The 18108-nt window shown below is 58.3% G+C and carries 13 protein-coding genes and 3 pseudogenes; 8 read left to right on the plus strand and 8 right to left on the minus strand.

The genetic code is table 11. The features are described from left to right. Nucleotides 1-3: 3 nt before the first annotated feature. Together R1T40_RS03525 and R1T40_RS03530 are read right to left on the minus strand one after the other, a co-directional pair. Complete coding sequence (locus tag R1T40_RS03525; RefSeq protein ID WP_317385892.1) at nt 4-891, minus strand: ABC transporter permease; 888 nt, start codon at nt 889-891, stop codon at nt 4-6. 57 nt (nt 892-948) lie between these two features. Continuing rightward, nucleotides 949-2064, minus strand: a complete 1116-nt coding sequence (locus R1T40_RS03530) for a polyamine ABC transporter substrate-binding protein (protein WP_317385893.1) — start codon at nt 2062-2064, stop codon at nt 949-951. A gap of 105 nt (nt 2065-2169) precedes the next feature. Here R1T40_RS03530 and R1T40_RS03535 point away from each other — a divergent pair, with 105 nt between their 5' ends. Continuing rightward, nucleotides 2170-3042, plus strand: coding sequence for a LysR substrate-binding domain-containing protein (locus R1T40_RS03535; protein ID WP_317385894.1), 873 nt, complete (start codon nt 2170-2172; stop codon nt 3040-3042). 885 nt (nt 3043-3927) lie between these two features. Here the strand turns inward: R1T40_RS03535 and R1T40_RS03540 are convergent. Beyond that, a pseudogene (locus R1T40_RS03540) lies at nt 3928-4399 on the minus strand (IS110 family RNA-guided transposase); the annotation flags it as partial. A 61-nt stretch (nt 4400-4460) separates the two neighbouring features. Between R1T40_RS03540 and R1T40_RS03545 the strand changes: the two are divergent. The 5 genes and pseudogenes from R1T40_RS03545 (at nt 4461) to R1T40_RS03565 (ending at nt 10193) form a co-directional block, all read left to right on the plus strand. After that, nucleotides 4461-5430: pseudogene (locus tag R1T40_RS03545) on the plus strand (IS5 family transposase). Between the two features lie 229 nt (nt 5431-5659). After that, nucleotides 5660-6619 (plus strand): GAF domain-containing protein, encoded by a 960-nt coding sequence (locus R1T40_RS03550; protein ID WP_317385895.1) that lies wholly within the window; start codon nt 5660-5662, stop codon nt 6617-6619. 129 nt (nt 6620-6748) lie between these two features. Further along, nucleotides 6749-8272 (plus strand): aldehyde dehydrogenase, encoded by a 1524-nt coding sequence (gene adh, locus R1T40_RS03555; protein ID WP_317385896.1) that lies wholly within the window; start codon nt 6749-6751, stop codon nt 8270-8272. A 305-nt stretch (nt 8273-8577) separates the two neighbouring features. After that, a protein-coding gene (locus tag R1T40_RS03560; RefSeq protein WP_394805034.1) for an IS5 family transposase occupies nt 8578-9346 on the plus strand; the annotation gives its coding sequence in 2 pieces (ribosomal slippage) (nt 8578-8895 and nt 8897-9346; 768 coding nt in all). Nucleotides 9347-9434: 88 nt separating this feature from the next. After that, nucleotides 9435-10193: pseudogene (locus tag R1T40_RS03565) on the plus strand (IS5 family transposase). 549 nt (nt 10194-10742) lie between these two features. Here R1T40_RS03565 and R1T40_RS03570 read toward each other — a convergent pair. The 3 genes from R1T40_RS03570 to R1T40_RS03580 form a co-directional block, all read right to left on the minus strand. Further along, on the minus strand, nt 10743-11882 hold the full coding sequence (locus R1T40_RS03570; protein WP_317385897.1) for an aminotransferase class V-fold PLP-dependent enzyme: 1140 nt from the start codon (nt 11880-11882) through the stop codon (nt 10743-10745). A gap of 67 nt (nt 11883-11949) precedes the next feature. After that, a complete protein-coding gene (locus tag R1T40_RS03575) occupies nt 11950-12621 on the minus strand; it encodes an amino acid ABC transporter permease (protein ID WP_317385898.1) in 672 nt (223 codons plus the stop codon). Between the two features lie 83 nt (nt 12622-12704). Then, entirely contained in the window at nt 12705-13514 is an 810-nt protein-coding gene (locus R1T40_RS03580; RefSeq protein WP_317385899.1) for a substrate-binding periplasmic protein, read from the minus strand. A gap of 185 nt (nt 13515-13699) precedes the next feature. Here R1T40_RS03580 and R1T40_RS03585 point away from each other — a divergent pair, with 185 nt between their 5' ends. Beyond that, nucleotides 13700-14359 carry a GntR family transcriptional regulator gene (locus R1T40_RS03585; protein ID WP_106164468.1) on the plus strand — a complete coding sequence of 220 codons (660 nt, stop codon included), beginning with the start codon at nt 13700-13702 and terminating at the stop codon, nt 14357-14359. Nucleotides 14360-14724: 365 nt separating this feature from the next. Here the strand turns inward: R1T40_RS03585 and R1T40_RS03590 are convergent, their stop codons facing one another. Then, on the minus strand, nt 14725-15783 hold the full coding sequence (locus tag R1T40_RS03590; protein ID WP_317385900.1) for an ABC transporter ATP-binding protein: 1059 nt from the start codon (nt 15781-15783) through the stop codon (nt 14725-14727). 55 nt (nt 15784-15838) lie between these two features. Then, complete coding sequence (locus R1T40_RS03595; protein ID WP_317385901.1) at nt 15839-16630, minus strand: IclR family transcriptional regulator; 792 nt, start codon at nt 16628-16630, stop codon at nt 15839-15841. 140 nt (nt 16631-16770) lie between these two features. Between R1T40_RS03595 and R1T40_RS03600 the strand changes: the two genes are divergently transcribed. Beyond that, entirely contained in the window at nt 16771-18024 is a 1254-nt protein-coding gene (locus tag R1T40_RS03600) for an ABC transporter substrate-binding protein (protein ID WP_317385902.1), read from the plus strand. Nucleotides 18025-18108: the final 84 nt, after the last annotated feature.

Below are 18108 nucleotides of genomic sequence, written 5' to 3' on the forward strand. Positions count from 1 at the left end.
GTCTTATCCTTTCTCGCGATAGGCCCAGAGGACGGTTACAAAGGCGGTGATCAACAGGCTGGCGATCATCAGCAGCGACACGACTGCGGCGCGCGGCCATTGCTGACCGGCCCGAACAAGGTCCGTCACGAGGATCGGCAGGGTTTGGAAGGTGCCGCCGCCCAGATAGGAGGCGCTGACGAACTCCGCGTAGGACAGCAGGAAGGCAAACAGCAGCCCCAGCGTCAGCCCGGGCCGGGCTGCGGGCAGGATGATGCGGAACAGGATGGCTCCGGGACGGGCGCCAAGGTTGGCGGCAGCCGAAATCCCGGTCCGGTCGACATTGGCAAGGGCGATGGTCTGCAGGATCAGGACCACCGGCAGCGCCAGCGTTGCATGGCCGAGAAACAGCGCGAAATAGGTGTTGAGAAGGCTTTCCCCCTTGCCTCCAAACGCCTGAACAACGGAGGAGATCACGCCGCCTTCTGTCAGGAAGACCTGCCAGGAATAGATGCGCACGAGATAGCTTGTGAAAAACGGCGCAATCGCAAGCCCCAGCAGGATCAGCCGCTGGCGCGGGGCAGCGACAAAGGCCATCGCGTAGGAGGCCGGGAAGGCCAGCAGCGAAATCGCGACCGCGCTGGCCATCGACAGACGGTAGCTGCGCCAGAAACTGGCCCAGAGAAAATCGAGGCCAAGAACATACCGCCAGGCCGACAGCGTGGCGTCCGGCGTCAGCCGGTAGTTCACCACGGACCAGAATGAAATCGCCACCAGCAAGCCAAGCGGCACTGCAAAGAACAGCAGCAGCCAGGCAGGCAGCGGCAGGACCCAAAGCGCCTGCCAGGCACGATTAAAGAGAAAGTGGAGCCGGCGCCCCGAAGTACGGGCCGGGAAAGCAGAGGAAGTCATGTCGATATCTCCGATAAGGCTGCGGCCTCGACGATTGCGCCGGGGCCGGACCGGACATCAGGCGTTTTTGTAACGCGTCCAGGCGTCGTTCCAGGTTTCCAGCGATTGCTGTACCGGAAGTTCCCGCAACCGGATGCGCCCGGCGCGGATCTCATCGAGCGCATTGGGTCCGTTCAGCACCATGTTCTGGCGCTGCGCCTCTCCCGGCAGTTCATCATTCAGCCGAGCCCAGCCCGCCCGCGTCGGGATCATCGCCGGATAGGCCTTGAGCGTGGCGGTCTTTATCTGCCCCTCTGGCGACAGCATGTATTGGATGAATGTCCGAGCCAGATCCTGGTTTTCTGATTGCGCACCGATCGACAGCGACTCGGTCCATTGCAGGCCGCCTTCCTCGGGGATGGTCGTGGTGACATCCGCACCATCGCGGGCCAGCACGCCGGTGATCCAGTCGCCGATGCCGGGGATTGCGGAAACCTCGCCCGAACGCAGCGCCGACAGCATCCCGCCGTAATCATAAAAACCGCGCACCTGAGGCCGGAGCGACATCATCGTCTCGGTCAGTTCCGCCCAGTGCGCCTCATCAAGGTCAAACGGCGACGCGTTGCCATTGAGGAGGCTCAACGCGCCCAGGTTGGGTAGATGCCAGTCAAAATGGCCGATGCGTCCCTCGTGTTGCGGACCCCACATGGTGCGATAGCTGCGGGCTTCTGCCTCGCTCATCGCGGCGCGGTTATGGGACAGCCCGAGGAAGCCGAACCGCAGGAAGACCGCATAGGGCTGACCGTCGAACCAGTGGCCGCGGAAATTCTGAAACTCCGGAAAGAAGTCGTCGAACGGGTAGTCCGCAGGCGCTAGCGGCTCAATGAAGCCCGCTTGCTGCAATTGCACGACGTATTCCGCATCCGACAGGATTACATCGTAGGTTCCGGCCGGAGACTGCGCCATTTGAGCAAGCATTTGATCGCCGCCAACATACTCCTTGGCACGGATGCGAACATTGTGCGTTTCTTCGAATGCGCCGATCACATCGGGGTCGGCATGGCCTGCCCATGTGAGCATCGACAAGTCGCGGCGACCCTGTGCGCGCAGGACGGCCGGGGTGGCGATGACGGCCGCGCCCGCAAGCGCCCCCTTGATCAACCGCCGCCTGGTGGTGATAATATTATGTGTCATTTTTCCCTCCCTTTTCATTCCACAAGCTTCAGAAAGAGGAGGCCCAAAAACAAATGACCATTCGTCAGGCCAAGCTGAGTTTTCTTTGCGCAAGTGGGCGACGTCATGCGTAAACTACCGCCGTTAAACGCAATTCGAGCCTTCGAAGCGGTCGCCCGCAGGCTTAGTTTTGCCGAGGCGGCGGAAGAGCTGAGCGTCACCGCCACCGCCATCAGCCACCAGATCAGACATTTGGAAGCCTATCTTGGCTACCAGGTGGTAGAGCGCCGCCCCCGTCAGATCGCCCTCACTCCCGCCGGGCAAGAGTTGTTCCCCAAGCTGCAGACCGCGTTTGATATCTTGGGCGAAGCCTTCGCCATGCTTGACAAGGACGTCGAGCAATCGCTGGTCCGGGTCACAACCACATATGCCTTCGCGGAACGCTGGCTGGTTCCGCGCCTGCCAGAGTTTTTCGAAAAGCACGGCGAGATCAGGGTTGAAGTCGAAACCGATGACGACGTTCTGGACTTGCGGGTTGACCGGCTGGACCTGGCGATCCGATATGGCCCGGAGGCCTCGGTGAATGAGGACGTCGAGGTTTTGTTCTCGGATCGTTACATCCCAGTCAGTCTGGCTGACCGCCCGGAAACTGGCTTGCAGGACAGCCGGTTGCTGGGATTCCGCTGGCGCAACCCGGATATGGGCGGCCCGACCTGGGAAGAATGGTTCAAGGAAGCTGGGGAGCCGTTTCCGTCGGACCGCATTATCCGTTTCAGCGATGAAAGTGCGGCTTTTAACGCGCTGGATCAGGGGCTGGGGCCGCTTTTGTCCAGCAGTGCGTTAGTCGAAAAAGGTCTGCAAACAGGTCGCTACCAGCAAATCCCTGGTCCTGAGCTGCGCGGATTTGCCTATTGCCTTGTGCTCAATCCGCTGTCGCGCAACAAGCACGGCGTTAAGACATTCGCCGATTGGGTTAGGCAAGCTGCCAAACAGATATGAGCCCAATCGTCTCTGCATCGACAGCATTCATCTTTCCAGGTTTCAAATATGCCTAGACACAGATCTGGGCATTTGGCGCACAATCGCGCCCGATAGCAATCAGTTCGCGCACCCCATTGTGCGCTGATCCACATGGTTCAGTAGTGATCAAACAACTTGGACGAGCTTCGAAGAATTTAAGCAATCGTCTGCGCTGGCTCGAACGATTGAATAGAACAGTACCGCTGGCCGTAATCCTATGAACCTAAAAGATATCCACTTGCTGAGATGCAAGCCCTCTGTCGTGATTTCCATGGCGGGAGTCCGTTCCTGCCGGCATATGAACTCCTCAGCTTGCCGCAATGTGCGGCGGTTGGGAGAGCATGCTGCGATGCACGCCGCCGAACTGGCGTTTGTGTCTACCCGAGGTGCGGGACCTCTGACAGCAGCAGGGGGCACGTTGGGTTGCACATCTAGGTCATCGGCGAAGGCGCCGCCCGGCCCACTCGAACCCCGCGGCCCCTAGCTGGGGACCAAGCTGTCAGATGCCAAGCAAAACCGACTTTTGTGTCACATCGCTGACCCAGAGCGCCGCGCTACGTCCGTAGGGCGGGGCAGGGGCCAAGCGGTCGTTCGTGGAAATTGCCTCCAACGGCGGGAACGAGCCCATCTGTATGTACCGGCTGCTGTTCGCAACTGAGATATTTGCGTGGCTAGCGTTAGTCGCTGATATGTATCCGGCATGTTTATCGGCTCGGGGGCCGTGGCCATTTTGGGTTACGCGCGCGCCTTGATCTCATTAGTGACCAGGTCGATGGCGACCATTTGGGCTCTCAGATTCTGGGGGCGTAGTGTCTCCGTTCCATGCTTTTCTCTTTTGCGAACACCTTTGGGGCTTTGGGGACTTCAGATGCCGCCCAAGGCCTCATCTCCTTGAACCGTATACTTCGTTCCGTGGTGCAGAATGCTCCACGCGGTGCGGGCCTTGTTGTTGGTCAATGCGACTGCGGCCTTGTTGTGGGGCATGCGTGCCTTGACGCCTCTCAGCCATGGCCCCAATGCTCAGAGCATCCCAGCGGTGTGGGCGCATCAATATGACATTGGCGGCCTGCACCAAAAGCATCCTGAGGTAGCCGTTGCCGCGCTTGCTGATCCGACCAAGGATTGTCCGCCCTCCGGTGCTGAACTGACGCGGAACGAGGCCGAGCCAGGCCGCAAAATCACGATCTCTGTCGAAGACCTCACCCTTGCCAATGGCAGCCACGATAGCTGTCGAGATCAGTGGACCTATCCCTGGAATGGTCATTATGTTCGTGCTGTTTTCCTCTGACTTACTGATCTCTTCAATCTCTGCCGAGATTGCTTTGATCCTCTCATCGGCGTTGTTGCGCAAATCCCTGGGGATTCATCTCGTGGATCCAGCATGCTAGCTGTGCAGCATGAGCAGACCTCCGAAGACGACATACAAGACGACCAACTGGAAGAGCTACAATCAGGCGCTGAGGCAGCGCGGTTCGCTGACCGTCTGGTTCGATCCCTCTATGCAGTGGGAGGCGGTGCCGTCCGGGCGGCGCGGACGCCAGCAGTCCTATAGCGACGCCGCGATCCAGGCCTGCCTGACCCTGAAGGTCCTCCTCGGGCTGCCACTCCGCCAGGCGACAGGGTTAGTTGCGAGCCTGCTGGAACTGTCCGGCCTTGGCTGGTCCGTGCCTAACTTCAGCACCCTGTCGCGTCGCCAAAAGGCCTTGGACGTCAGCATCCCGTATCGGGGCTCCAAGGGCGCGCTTCACCTGCTCGTCGACAGTACCGGCATCAAGGTGGAAGGTGAAGGCGAGTGGCACACGCGCAAGCATCCCTCTCACACATGCAAGCATATGTTGCCGGGCAATGGGTGGCTCGCGACGCAGGGTTTGGCGCAAGATCCACCTCGGGATCGACGAGGAAACATTGGAGATCCGGGCGGTCGAGGTCACCTCCAGCAACGTCGGCGACGCGCCGATGCTGCCGGACCTGCTTGCCCAGCTCCCGGCGGAGGAGGAGATCGCCACCGTCACCGCCGACGGTGCCAATGACACCCGCGCTTGCCATGATGCCATCGCGGCCCGCGGCGCGGCGGCGGTCATTCCGCCGAGGCGGACTGCGAGGCCTTGGAAGCCGGACACGGCCGGAGCCCGGGCGCGAAACGAGATCCTGCGAGCATCGAAGCACTTGGGTCGGGCGCTGTGGCGAAACTGGAGCGGGTATCACCGCCGCAGCAGGGTGGAGACGAAAATGAACTGCGTGAAGCTGCTCGGCCAGAGGTTAGTGTCACGGGACTTCGACCGCCAGGTCGCCGAAGTTCAGATCCGTGGGGCGGTCATGAACCGCTTCACCGCCCTCGGCATACCTGTCACCGTGGCCCTAGGATAAGTGTGTCCGGGGAAAGCGGAACTCTGGCTGTTAGCTGATTTGTGCAACAGCGCCATCTCTGGGCGAAACACAAACTAAACACAGTTCAATACGCGAATAGAATATCCCTTCAACTTCGCGGCCAATATCAAACAGATTGTGCTGATGCTGCTTGTTGGAATTGCAATCATCTTGCCAGATGCACCGATTGCCATAAGGTAGGATCACCTTCACGATAATAGGAAGGCCGATGGACCCTAAGACTTCGCACGCTGATCGAGTTCTCGAAGCGACACGTTCCGCTTCTGCTGCCGCACGTTCGCAAATCGCGGCGAGCTGGCATCGATCCGTGCAGAAACACGGGTTGGACCCCAACAACCGACGCGCACCGGACAAGATTGAACACGCTGCGTTGCGGGAACGGTTGGAGGTCTACGAGAAGTTCATGATGGTCGCCGCACCGCGATTGGACGCGTTGTATTCGCTCGTCGGGCAATCGGGGTGTGCGGTTCTGATGACGGACACCGAGGGCGTTATCCTCGACCAGCGCATGTCGGATGCTGACACACCTGCCTTTGAAAACTGGGGCCTGAGCGCGGGCGCGAACTGGAGTGAGGAGCGTGAGGGAACCAACGGGATTGGCACCTGCCTGACCGAGCGTCGCCGTGTGATCATTCATCAGGACGAACATTTTCATGCCCGGAACACCGGGATGAGCTGTATTGATGCGCCGATTTTTGACGAGAACGGGCAGATCGTGGCCGCGCTTGATGTGTCCTCGGCGCGGGCGGATCAAACCGAGGCCTTTAATCGACTGATCGGGGCGCAAGTAGCGCAAACCGCCCGCGCGATTGAAGAGGCCAACTTTCGGGCGGCGTTCAGCGCGGCGCGCATTATCGTGGCCGAAAGCAGTGAAGCGGATTCTGCTACGCTGCTGGCCGTGGACAGCCACGACCTTGTCATTGGCGCAACCCGCGAGGCACGCCGCGCGTTTGGATTGGCCGGAACGGGGCCGCTTGCCGCGCGTCCTGCCGCTGATATTTTGGGCCAGGAAGACGGCCCCACAGGGTTCCAGCGCGCTGAACGCGCCGCCGTGGTGCGTGCGCTTGCGCGGGCCGACGGCAACGTGTCACAGGCCGCGCGCCAGCTTGGTGTGGGCCGCGCGACGCTCTATCGGCGCATGAAGCGGCTGGGCTTGCACGAAACCTGACTGAATCTGTCTCAGGGATGAGACACATCCCCCACTCTTTCTGTTGTGCCCTACTGACGGATGCGAAAGCCCTCGTCAGGTTATGCCTCAGCCCAGGTGGAGGGCTTGGGCATTCAGGAGGAAAAAATAATGAAAGATCTTGCACATACTGAGTTTGGGACATACACGTCTCCGTTCAAAACAAAGTATGACAACTTTATCGGCGGCAAATTCGTGCCACCTGTGAACGGACGCTACTTTGAAAACGTGACACCGATTACCGGCGAAAAAATCAACGACATCGCCCGCTCCGATGCCGATGACGTCAATCTGGCATTGGACGCTGCACATGAGGCGAAAGCCGCGTGGGGCGCGACGTCGACAACCGAGCGTGCAAACATTTTGCTGAAGGTCGCAGACGCGATTGAGGACAACCTCGAGCTGCTGGCTCAAGCCGAAACATGGGACAACGGCAAGCCGATCCGCGAAACGATGGCCGCGGACATTCCGCTTGCCGCAGACCATTTCCGCTATTTTGCGAGTGTGCTGCGTGGGCAAGAAGGCTCAATGAGCGAAATTGATGCCGATACTGTGGCCTATCACTACCATGAACCGCTGGGCGTCGTCGGCCAGATCATTCCATGGAACTTCTCAATTCTGATGGCCGCGTGGAAACTCGCGCCAGCACTGGCTGCGGGCAACTGCGTGTTGATGAAACCGGCGGAACAAACACCAGCTGCGATTATGGTCTTGGCAGAGCTGATCAATGACCTGCTTCCGGCGGGTGTGCTGAACATCGTCAACGGTTATGGCGCGGAAGTTGGCGCGGCATTGGCCACGTCAAAGCGTATCGCGAAGATCGCGTTCACAGGGTCCACGGCAACAGGTCGCACTATCATGCAAGCCGCGACCGAGAACTTGATCCCCGTCACGCTTGAGCTGGGCGGCAAAAGCCCCAACGTCTTCTTCTCCGATATCATGCGCGAAGACGATGCGTTCTTTGATAAGGCGATCGAGGGCTTCGTTCTGTTCGCCTTCAATCAGGGCGAAGTTTGCACCTGCCCGTCACGCGCCTTGGTGCAGGAAGACATCTACGAGGCCTTCATGGAGCGCGTCATCGAACGTGTGAAAGCGATCAAGCACGGTGATCCACGTGACCCTGAAACGATGGTTGGCGCCCAAGCCAGTACCGCCCAGCAAGAGAAAATCCTGTCTTACTTCACCATTGGCCGTGAAGAAGGCGCTGAAGTTCTTATTGGCGGTGCAGCTGCGGAGTTTGGTGGCGAATTGTCAGGCGGTAACTACATCCAGCCGACGATTCTTAAAGGCGACAATTCCATGCGCGTCTTTCAGGAAGAAATCTTTGGCCCGGTCGTTTCGGTTACAACCTTCAAGGACGAAGCAGAAGCCTTGGCAATTGCGAACGATACGATGTACGGCCTTGGTGCTGGCGTTTGGTCGCGGGATATGAATATCTGCTACCGTATGGGCCGTGCAATCGAAGCAGGCCGTGTTTGGGTGAATAACTATCACGCTTATCCAGCGCATGCGGCCTTTGGGGGTTACAAACAATCCGGCATCGGACGCGAAAACCACAAGATGATGTTGGACCACTATCAGCAGACCAAGAACATGCTGGTCAGCTACAACCCCAACAAACTTGGGTTCTTCTAGGTTAACGAAGAAGGCTCCCGTGCTTGTGCGCGGGAGCCAACCAAGACCGCGATAATCAAACCAGACATAACCCAAAGGTCTGTGTTCGTCGAAATACCATAGCGATCTCAATACCGCCGACGGCGCCCCAAAAAACTCGTTACCGATTTTCGCTGCATTGCGTGTTTTCGAACGAATTTCGCCGAATACACAGTTACGAGTTGATACCGACTGTTGGACCGAATGAATCAAAAGTCAGCTAGGCTCAGGACCCATTGATTTTCGGTTGGCTGCGTGATTCACCGCATCAAAAATGGGCGGTGACGATGTCTGATCTTTTCTGGTTGAGCGATGCGCAGATGGCGCGTCTTGAGCGCTTCTTTCCCAAGTCTCACGGCAAGCCGCGAGTTGATGACCGGCGGGTCCTAAGTGGCATTATCTTCATCAATCGCAATGGCTTGCGGTGGCGTGATGCACCGAAGGAATACGGCCCACACAAAACGTTGTACAACCGCTGGAAGCGGTGGAGCGATAAGGGCATTTTCGCACAAATGCTGGTCGGTCTGGCCGCAGATCATCGCGAAGAACAAACTGTCATGATCGATGCGACGTATCTCAAAGCGCACCGTACGGCTTCCAGCCTACGGGCGAAAAAGGGGACCTGGAGACAAGCGCGGGCGGGTGATCGGTCGCACAAAAGGCGGGATGAACACGAAGCTGCATGCGATCTGCGACAGCCGTGGTCGCCCGCTCAACTTGTTCATCACTGCCGGCCAAGTCAGCGATTACGTCGGAGCACGGGCTCTGTGCAGCAGCCTGCCGACGGTCGGATGGCTGCTGGGCGACCGGGGCTATGACGCTGACTGGTTCAGAGAAGCGTTGGAAGACAAGGGGATAAAGGCGTGCATCCCTGGGCGCAAACAGCGTAAAACCCCTGTCAAGTACGATAAGCGCCGTTACAAACGCCGCAACCAGATCGAGATCATGTTCGGCAGGCTGAAAGACTGGAGAAGGGTCGCAACACGATACGACAGATCACCAACAGTGTTCCTGGCAGCTATCGCTCTCGCCGCTCTCGTCATCTTCTGGCTATGAAGGATAACGAGTTCCTGACCCTAGGGTCAGGACCCATTGATTTCCTGTTGGCGTCGTGATTCACGGTTCGAAAAAACAAGCGGTGAACATGTCTGATCTTTTCTGGTTGAGCGACGCGCAGATGGCGCGTCTGGAGCCTTTCTTTCCCAAGTCTCACGGCAAGCCAAGGGTGGATGATAGGCGGGTCCTTAGCGGGATTGATCTTCATCAATCGCAATGCCTTACGATGGCGCGATGCTCCCGCGGTCTATGGGCCACACAAGACGCTGTACAACCGTTGGAAACGGTGGAGTGACAAGGGCATTTTCGCCCGGATGATGGTCGGCTTGGCCGCCGAACACTGCGAAGAGAAGACTGTGATGATCGATGCCACGTACCTGAAGGCCCACCGCACAGCGACCAGTTTGGGCGTCAAAAAGGGGGGCGCGGCCGCCTGATTGGTCGGACGAAGGACGGCATGAACACAAAGCTGCACGCTATCTGCGACAGTCAAGGCGGCCCGCTAAACCTGTTCGTGACGGCTGGGCAGGTCAGCGATTACATCGGCGCACGGGCATTATTGAGCAGCTTGCCTGATGTTGATTGGCTTCTCGGAGACCGTGGTTATGATGCCGACTGGTTCAGAGAAGCATTGGAAGGCAAAGGGATACGCGCCTGCATACCGGGTCGAAAGCAGCGAAAGAAAGCCGTCAAATACGACAAGCACCGCTACAAACGTCGCAACCGTATTGAGATCATGTTCGGCAGGCTGAAGGATTGGCGACGCGTGGCGACCCGATATGGCAGGTGCCCAAAGGTATTCCTGTCAGCCATCGCCCTCGCAGCTCTCGTCATTTACTGGCTATGAGTCCTGACCCTAAGGCGATTGGAACTGTAATGAAGTCTGATAAGTAGTCGCGACATTCGAATACTGGGCGGTCGAACTGCTCTTGTTTTAAGCTTTAATTTCCTCATGGTGCTCTTGTGCTTTGGAAGGGCCAGAGCGGTCGTTCGCGCTGCTGAAGAGAATTCACCCTTCGTCCCGCACAGCGAACCCTCGCGTGTCTCGTACCGAAGGCCCGGTTTGGGTGGGGAATGCTTGGCATTCGAGTCGGGATTGCTTGGCGCGGCCTTGCGCCAAGATTTCAGAAAATCCATAGGTTTGTGTCGCTTTCGGATGGCATTCGTCACAACCGATCCCGGCCTTGTCAGTCAGCAAGATTGCCTCGCCACGGGCTAAATCCGGAATGGACAGCCCGGCGTGGCCGCGATCCTCGATGTTGCCAAGCGTGTTGTTGTACCGGTTGTCCTAGCAGTCTCAGCCGACCAGTCGACGTCGTTGCTAGGTCTTCTGTCTCTCTGTCGGGCACGCAGCCCTTCGTTGCTGCGTGCCTGATCTGCTTTGGGTCACGGTCGCTTAGTTCACTAGCTCGCGCAGTGCGGTGATTGTACGTGCAGTGCCTGCCTCCGTCGTCAAAACGCCGGGAGACATCCGAAGGATCTGGCTGCGGTTGTCGACGTAGATCTGCCGTTCAGACAGGGCGGCTACCACACCAGAAGCCTGTATGTGATCGGGCAGGGTGACCATCAGGCTGCCGCCGCGCTGGTCGGGGTCTGACGGGCTGGCCAGCCGTAACCCCATATCCTCCAATCCGGCTTGCAGCAGGGTCGTCAGCGCGCGGTTCTCCTCTGCGATCACGGCGCTGTCCTGTGCCATGCGCCACTGCATCGCAGGCAGGCTCGCGATCGCTGGAACGCTTGATGGTGTGCCACTGTCGAGGCGGCGCGCATCATCGGCAAACGCGAAGGCATCCAACGCCCAAGAGAATGGGTTTTCTTGCGAGAACCAGCCGCGCATTTCAGGTTCGCTGCGCGCCAGGAGGTCTTCGTCCATGTAGATGATACCCGCGCCGGGGGTTCCGCACATCCACTTCAGGCTGGTCGACAGGGCGAAATCTATTTTAGGAGTGGTGACATCATAGGGCAGGAGGCCAGCACCTTGCGTAAGGTCCACCCCGATCAGTGATCCCATGGATCGTCCATGCGCTACGAGCTGTGGAATGTCGAGGCGATGCGAACTTGTCGAACTGATCCAGGTCAGCAGCGCCAGAGCCACATCTTCATCCCATTCCGTCATGATGTCCTCAGCCTCAACCCATTGGCCTCCTTGCCGAAATGGCACGGTGGCGAGGGTGAAACCGAAGCGCTTCGACAGCCCGGTCAGCAGAAAGTGCAGTGACGGAAAGCCATCCTCGGCCACCAGTACTTTCTTGCCACGCAGTGTGCCCTCAGGCAGCGCGCCAATCACGGCCATCAGGCCCGTGGTGACACTTTCGGTTGTAGTGACGGTGCCTTTGGGCGCATGGATCAGCTGGCCCCAAAGGTCGATGAACTGCTGGCGCTTGCCCAGTACATCGCCCCATTGATCGCCGTTTGACGCAGACCAGACATCTGCAAAGTCCGCGAGGCCCGCGGTCATATCGGCGCGCTTACCCTCGTACTGACCGATGGAGTGGTAGAGGAGATAGGCGTCGCCCTTCCCCGTTAGTGTGGACATGGTCGTCTCCGTTCATATTTGCGGCGAAAGGCCTGCGCCCGTTGGTGGCGCGCGAAAGGGGGGCTTTTCAGCGATAGCCCCGCTTGAAATGTTGTTCGAGCCAGCCGGTCAGGCGCACCAGCGGCCACAGGATCGCAACATAGAGCAGCGCTGCCAGAACTAGCGGTGTCGGGTTGGCGAAGAGCGCTTGGGCATCGGTGGCCTGCTTTAGCAGGTCTTCCATCGCCACGACCGAGGCCAGCGAGGTGTCCTTCATGATGGCAACGCCGTATGAAGCCAGTGGCGGGATCATCATGCGAAACGCCTGTGGCAAGACAACTTTGTACATTGTTGTTGCGAAGGACAGGCCAAGCGCATCGCAGGCTTCGAATTGCCCTTTCGGGACCGCTTCGATGCCGGCGCGCACCACCTCGGCTGTATAGGCCGCCAGGACCAGCGCCAGTGCAATGGTCGCGGCCACGAAAGACGAAAATACAATTCCTGCAAAGGGGAGCGCGTAGTAAACAAGTATCAGCACCACTAGGACCGGGATGGCGCGAAAAATATCGATGTAGAACACTGCCAGCAGGCGTAGCCACTTCGGCCCATAGAGCCGCATGAGGCAGACCAGCACGCCGAGCACGCCGCCAAACAGGATCGCTGCCGCGCCAAGGAGAAGCGTGTTCAACATCCCGCGCATCAGAATGGGAAAGGCACGGCGCATAACGTCGAGATTGAAGAAGATGTCGAAGATTTCCATGGTGTGCTCCGATCAGGTCGCGGTCGTGTCGACAGCTGCGCGTGCAGGCGGAAATGGTCACCGCCTGCACGTTCAAGCGAAGCTCAGTCGGCGGAGGTGGGGATCGGCAGCGGCTTCACGGTCACGCTGCCGGCAGCCGGGGCAACGCCAAGCCATTTCTCATAAAGGGAGGCCATTGTTCCGTCTTCTTTCATGGCGGAGATGGCATCGTTGAATGCTTGTAAGTGTTCTGAGTCTTTTGGAAGCATGATCGCAAACTTGTCGCCGGTTGGGATCTCTGCGGACACCTGAAGCATATCCATCTGTGGCTGCGCAAAAGCGTAGCGCAGGCTGACGATGTCGTTTACCGCCGCTTCGATCCGTCCACTGCGCAGGTCGGTCAGCATATTCGCGGTGGTGTCGTAGCTGGAATAAGCGTTGTAGCCCAGTTCATCCTGACGCTCTTTCAGCCAGTTTTCCGGAAAAGACGTGGCGATCGACCCGATGCGCTTTCCCTTGATGTCGTCGATGCTGTTGATGTCTGCATCCTTCTTGGTGCCCACGCCAAGCGCGCCGGAGAAATAGGGCTGCGTGAAGGACTGCGCCTCAAGACGTTCATCGGTGATCGTCAGCGAGGAAATCACGGCATCCACACGGCCCGAGGCTGTCGCCACGAAAAGGGCACGAAAATCGAGGCCGTCGATCTCAGTCGTCGTGCCGAGGCGGGTTGCGATCTCATTGATGATGTCGACTTCGAACCCCTCAAAGTCACCCGCTTCGTTCTTGAATTCCCAAGGCGGGTTCGCCGGGTAGGCTCCGATCTTAAGGGCCTCCTGAGCCATGGTGCTGGCGCCGGAGAACGTAGTCAGCGCCGCAACTGCGAGGCCGGTGAGCAGATTTCGTGTGGATGACATTGTGGTTTCCCTTGTTGAGTGGTGAAGCGCGTTTTCGCGTCTTGTTGTCGATATCGTTGGCATGTTTCGTATACGGATACAAACATTTTGTTTAAGCTTAAAGTTTATATTGGCGCTATAGAAGGGTTAAGTCTAAGGTTGTCTGCAACTTAGGACCGAACTTTAGTATACAGTTAGGGGCGATCATGGCGGACACACCCAAGCGCCACATGAAGGACAAGATTTACGAAACCTATCTGGGGCGTATCCAGCGGGGCGAGATCACATATGATGATCGCCTCGTTGACACCGCGATCGCGGAGGAGTTTCACGTATCGCGGATGCCGGTGCGTGATGCGTTGATGCGCCTGACGCATGAGGGCTACCTGGAAAGCACGACGAGAGGCTTCACCTTGCCCACCCTGCAGTATGACCAGATACTCGACATGTTTGAGTTGCGCCGTCTGCTGGAGCCACGTGCGGCTGCGCTGGCCACAGCCAACCTGACCGAGGCCGACCTGGAAACGCTGACCGAGGCCGTCGCCCGTTCAGAACGAACTCTGGAGACGGGCGATGTCGAGAGTCTTTACGCCGCTTCAGAGGACATTCGCCGCACCTGGATCATGGCAGTGCCGAACGTTGAGCTGCGGGAGACCATTCTGCGCTACATGGCGCAAATTCAGTCTGTCCGGCTGGTGACGCTGCGGGATGAGGAGGCACATCACACGCTGGTCGACCTGCATCGCCAGATGCTGCAGGCTTTTTGCAGTCGCAACGCTGCGCATGTCGAGCTTTTGTTGCTGCGCTATGTCTTTGCCGGGGAGGCCAGCTTCCTGCGCATAAAGGGGGAGGGGCCTCACGGTTGAAGTCAAGCATTGGCCCTTAATGGAGGCTCGACCGCGTTGTTGCACGAGTCTTCCGATGGAGGATTCTACTTGCGAATTCATGTGGTTACACGCGCCGCATGCGCAAGGTCCCTCCCGCCCGTGATCGCACGACGAGCTGGTTTAACAACAGACGCCTGCTTGGCCCAATCGGAAACATCCCGCCAGCACAGGCTGACGGGAACCCGTATGCACAGTTCGACGTGCTTGATATGCGCACATGAAAAGAAGCTAGGCCTCCGACAGGCCCGGGGCGATCCAGTTCGTTTTCTACCCACTATATATAACCCGGGTGCTGGCGGGTTTCGGCTGCTGAGGCTAACAGCCGAAATTAGCGGGTCAGGGCGCTAGCGAAGCCGCATTTCTGTCTTTGCGTCGAATAGGAAGGCATCATCGTCCGAAAAATCGAGGCTGATGGAGGCGCCTTCATCAAGCGCATCTTCGCCACGCGTTTCCACAATGATCTTGGAGCCCTCAGCACAGATCAGGTGATCATAGGCAACCGCGCCCAACCGCTCGCGCAGGTCCAGTGTCGCGGGTCCTCCTGCGCTGACAGTGATTTGCTGAGGGCGCAAACCTACAATGACTTTGGATCCTTCTGGGGGAAGCGTCACAGAGGTGGTGATCTCACGACCGCCAAATGCGTCGACCGCGACCTTGCCACCGCACACCTTGCCTTCGACAAAATTCATGCTGGGAGAGCCGATAAATCCCGCGACGAAGCGATTATCGGGGTTGTTATAGAGGTCCATCGGTTTTCCGACTTGTTCCACCCGGCCCGCGCGTAGGACGACGATTTTATCCGCGAGTGTCATCGCCTCAACCTGATCGTGCGTCACATAGATCATGGTCGCGCCGATCTCCTTGTGCAGGCGGGCGATTTCCACTCGCATATCGACGCGCAGTTCCGCGTCAAGATTGGAGAGTGGTTCGTCAAACAGAAAGACATCGGGCCCACGCACGATTGCGCGGCCAATGGCGACGCGCTGGCGCTGACCGCCAGACAGAGCCTTGGGTTTGCGCTTCAGATATGCGTCAAGTTGCAGGATGCGGGAGGCCTCAGAGACTTTTTCCTTGATTTCCTCTTTGGGATGGCCGGTCATTTTGAGGCCAAACCCCATGTTTTCTTCAACACTCATGTGGGGATAGAGCGCGTAGGACTGGAACACCATTGCGACGCCGCGCTCTGCCGCTTCGACGTTGGTCACGTCTCGACTGCCAATATGGATCTTGCCTGAAGTCGTTTCCTCGAGGCCTGCAACCATGCGCAACAAGGTAGATTTGCCGCAGCCCGACGGTCCGACAAAGACACAGAATTCACCGTCCTCGATGTCGAGGTTCACATCAAAGATGGTTTGTACTTCGCCGTATTTCTTCACGGCATTGGATAGTGTTACGCCTGTCATGGATGTTGTCCTCTCTATGGGCGCCGGTGTTTCCTGGCCCGACGCCACTCCTCCTTCAGGTGGGGAACTGCCAGCTTTCAGCAGCCTCCGCGATCTCGTTTGCGGTCGTAAGCAGCCGTGGCTTCAGCTTGGTGAGCCCTTCCAGCGATTGCCGTTCGGTGGATGAGGTGATGGAAAGCCCGCCCATGACCCGACCCTTGGAAGAAAGGATCGGGGCGGCGATACAAATGATGCCAGGCTCATGCTCTTCGCGGTCAAAGGCGATCCCCTGCGCGCGAATGTTGTCGAGGTCGGCGCGAAAATCGGTCTCCTTACCCAAGGTGTGAGGCGTGTGCTGGAAAAACGCTTGCCGCCGGATGGCATCCTCGCGGGCGTCTTCGTCGAGATGTGCGATCATCGCCTTGCCGACACCGGTACAATAGCCGGGGCCGATTTTGCCCGCCTGGCTGAACATCTCGATCGGGGTGCGGGCGTTGCGCTTGTCCACATACAGCACCTGACCATGATCCAGTTGCGCGAGGTGAATGGTCTCTCCGACTTCGGCCGATAGCGCATCGAGATACGGGCGGGCGACCGGCGCGAGCGAGCTTTGCCGCCATGCTGCGTGCGCGAGCCGCACCAAGCGCAGGCCGGGTGAATAGGTCTGCTGAACTTCATCGAAGCGCAGCATGCCCTGATTCGTCAGCGTCTGGATTAGACGGTAGAGCGTGGCCTTGGGGTGGGGCGAGGCTGCGAGCAATTCTCCAAAGCGCACTGGACGTCCATATTCCGCGACCTGATCCAAAACTTCCAAGGCTTTTCCGACGGTTCCGTCGTTGCCGCGCTGCGGCGCATCCGGCGTTGCCATTGCTGTCCTCCCTTACGTCTCAGGACCCTGGGGTGAAGAGACTGTTGACATTCATAGCTAGAATCTCTCATGGTTTCAATAGTTGGAAACGGGTTCCACTATGTGAGACCGAAGACCGACAGTCAATAAGGGAGGATACCATGAACTTGCTGAAGGGAACGGCCGCAGGACTTGCGATGGTCGTTGGTTTGACCGCGTCTGCTCAGGCCTCGGAGTTGAGCGGGACGCTCAAGATTTTCTCGGATATGTCGAACCCGGCACCACGCGCGGTGATGGAGAAGCTGGCATCTGATTTCGACGCGCTGCATCCGGATCTGTCGGTCGAACTGACCGTGATCGACCGCGAGGCCTATAAGACACAGATCCGTAACTTCCTGACCGCGAATGCGCCGGACGTGGCCAATTGGTATGCGGCAAACCGTATGCGCCCCTATGTGTCGGCCGGTCTGTTCGAGGATGTCTCTGATCTCTGGGCGGAGCCTGCGATTGCTGACAATCTTGCCTCCACCAAGGGCGCGATGACGCTCGATGGGAAGCAGTGGGGCGTGCCGTATACCTACTATCAGTGGGGCGTTTACTACCGCGAAGATATCTATGACGAGCTGGGGCTGGAAGAGCCCAAGGACTGGGAATCCTTCAAGTCGAATTGCCAGAAGATCCTCGACTCGGGCCGCAAGTGCTTCACCATCGGCAGCAAGTTTCTTTGGACCGCTGGTGGCTGGTTTGATTATCTGAACATGCGCACCAATGGATATGACTTCCATATGGCGCTGACCAACGGTGACGTTGAATGGACCGATGATCGTGTGAAGCAGACCTTCGCAAATTGGCGCGAGCTGATCGATATGGGGGCCTTCATTGACAACCATCAGTCCTACAGCTGGCAGGAAGCTCTTCCGTTCATGGTAAATGGGGAGGCCGCGGCCTATCTCATGGGCAACTTTGCGGTGGCGCCACTGCGCGAGGCGGGCCTCAGCGACGAACAGTTGGATTTCTATCAGTTCCCGGTGATCAACCCTGATGTGGAACTGGCCGAAGATGCGCCGACCGATACGTTCCATATCCCGTCAGGCGCACAGAACAAGGAAGCTGCTCGCGAATTCCTGCGCTACGTGGTCTCTGCCGATGTGCAGACCGAGATCAACGCAGGCCCTGCTTTGGGTCAGTTGCCGGTCAATGCATCGTCCTCGGTGGATGCGGACGAAATGCTCAACCAAGGGTTTGAGATGCTGTCCTCCAACAGCCCCGGCGGCATCGCTCAGTTCTTTGACCGCGACGCCCCGGCAGAAATGGCCTCGATCGCGATGGAAGGCTTTCAGGAGTTCATGGTGTTTCCTGACAACCTGGAAGACGTCCTGAACCGTCTCGAGAAGGCCCGTCAGCGGATCTACTGATCGTGAATTTTTGGGCGGGCTCGCTTCCGCCCAAAAAACGCCACGCGATCTCTATGGCCGTTTCGCCGCAATAACTGACGTTTC

The sequence above is a fragment of the Tritonibacter scottomollicae genome, assembly GCF_032924845.1.
Lineage (GTDB): Bacteria > Pseudomonadota > Alphaproteobacteria > Rhodobacterales > Rhodobacteraceae > Epibacterium > Epibacterium scottomollicae.

Coding starts and splice junctions, on each gene's coding strand:
- R1T40_RS03525 (WP_317385892.1), bottom strand. CDS start 891: ATGACTTCCTCTGCTTTCCCGGCCCGTACTTCGGGGCGCCGGCTCCAC.
- R1T40_RS03530 (WP_317385893.1), bottom strand. CDS start 2,064: ATGACACATAATATTATCACCACCAGGCGGCGGTTGATCAAGGGGGCG.
- R1T40_RS03535 (WP_317385894.1), top strand. CDS start 2,170: ATGCGTAAACTACCGCCGTTAAACGCAATTCGAGCCTTCGAAGCGGTC.
- R1T40_RS03550 (WP_317385895.1), top strand. CDS start 5,660: ATGGACCCTAAGACTTCGCACGCTGATCGAGTTCTCGAAGCGACACGT.
- adh (WP_317385896.1), top strand. CDS start 6,749: ATGAAAGATCTTGCACATACTGAGTTTGGGACATACACGTCTCCGTTC.
- R1T40_RS03570 (WP_317385897.1), bottom strand. CDS start 11,882: ATGTCCACACTAACGGGGAAGGGCGACGCCTATCTCCTCTACCACTCC.
- R1T40_RS03575 (WP_317385898.1), bottom strand. CDS start 12,621: ATGGAAATCTTCGACATCTTCTTCAATCTCGACGTTATGCGCCGTGCC.
- R1T40_RS03580 (WP_317385899.1), bottom strand. CDS start 13,514: ATGTCATCCACACGAAATCTGCTCACCGGCCTCGCAGTTGCGGCGCTG.
- R1T40_RS03585 (WP_106164468.1), top strand. CDS start 13,700: ATGGCGGACACACCCAAGCGCCACATGAAGGACAAGATTTACGAAACC.
- R1T40_RS03590 (WP_317385900.1), bottom strand. CDS start 15,783: ATGACAGGCGTAACACTATCCAATGCCGTGAAGAAATACGGCGAAGTA.
- R1T40_RS03595 (WP_317385901.1), bottom strand. CDS start 16,630: ATGGCAACGCCGGATGCGCCGCAGCGCGGCAACGACGGAACCGTCGGA.
- R1T40_RS03600 (WP_317385902.1), top strand. CDS start 16,771: ATGAACTTGCTGAAGGGAACGGCCGCAGGACTTGCGATGGTCGTTGGT.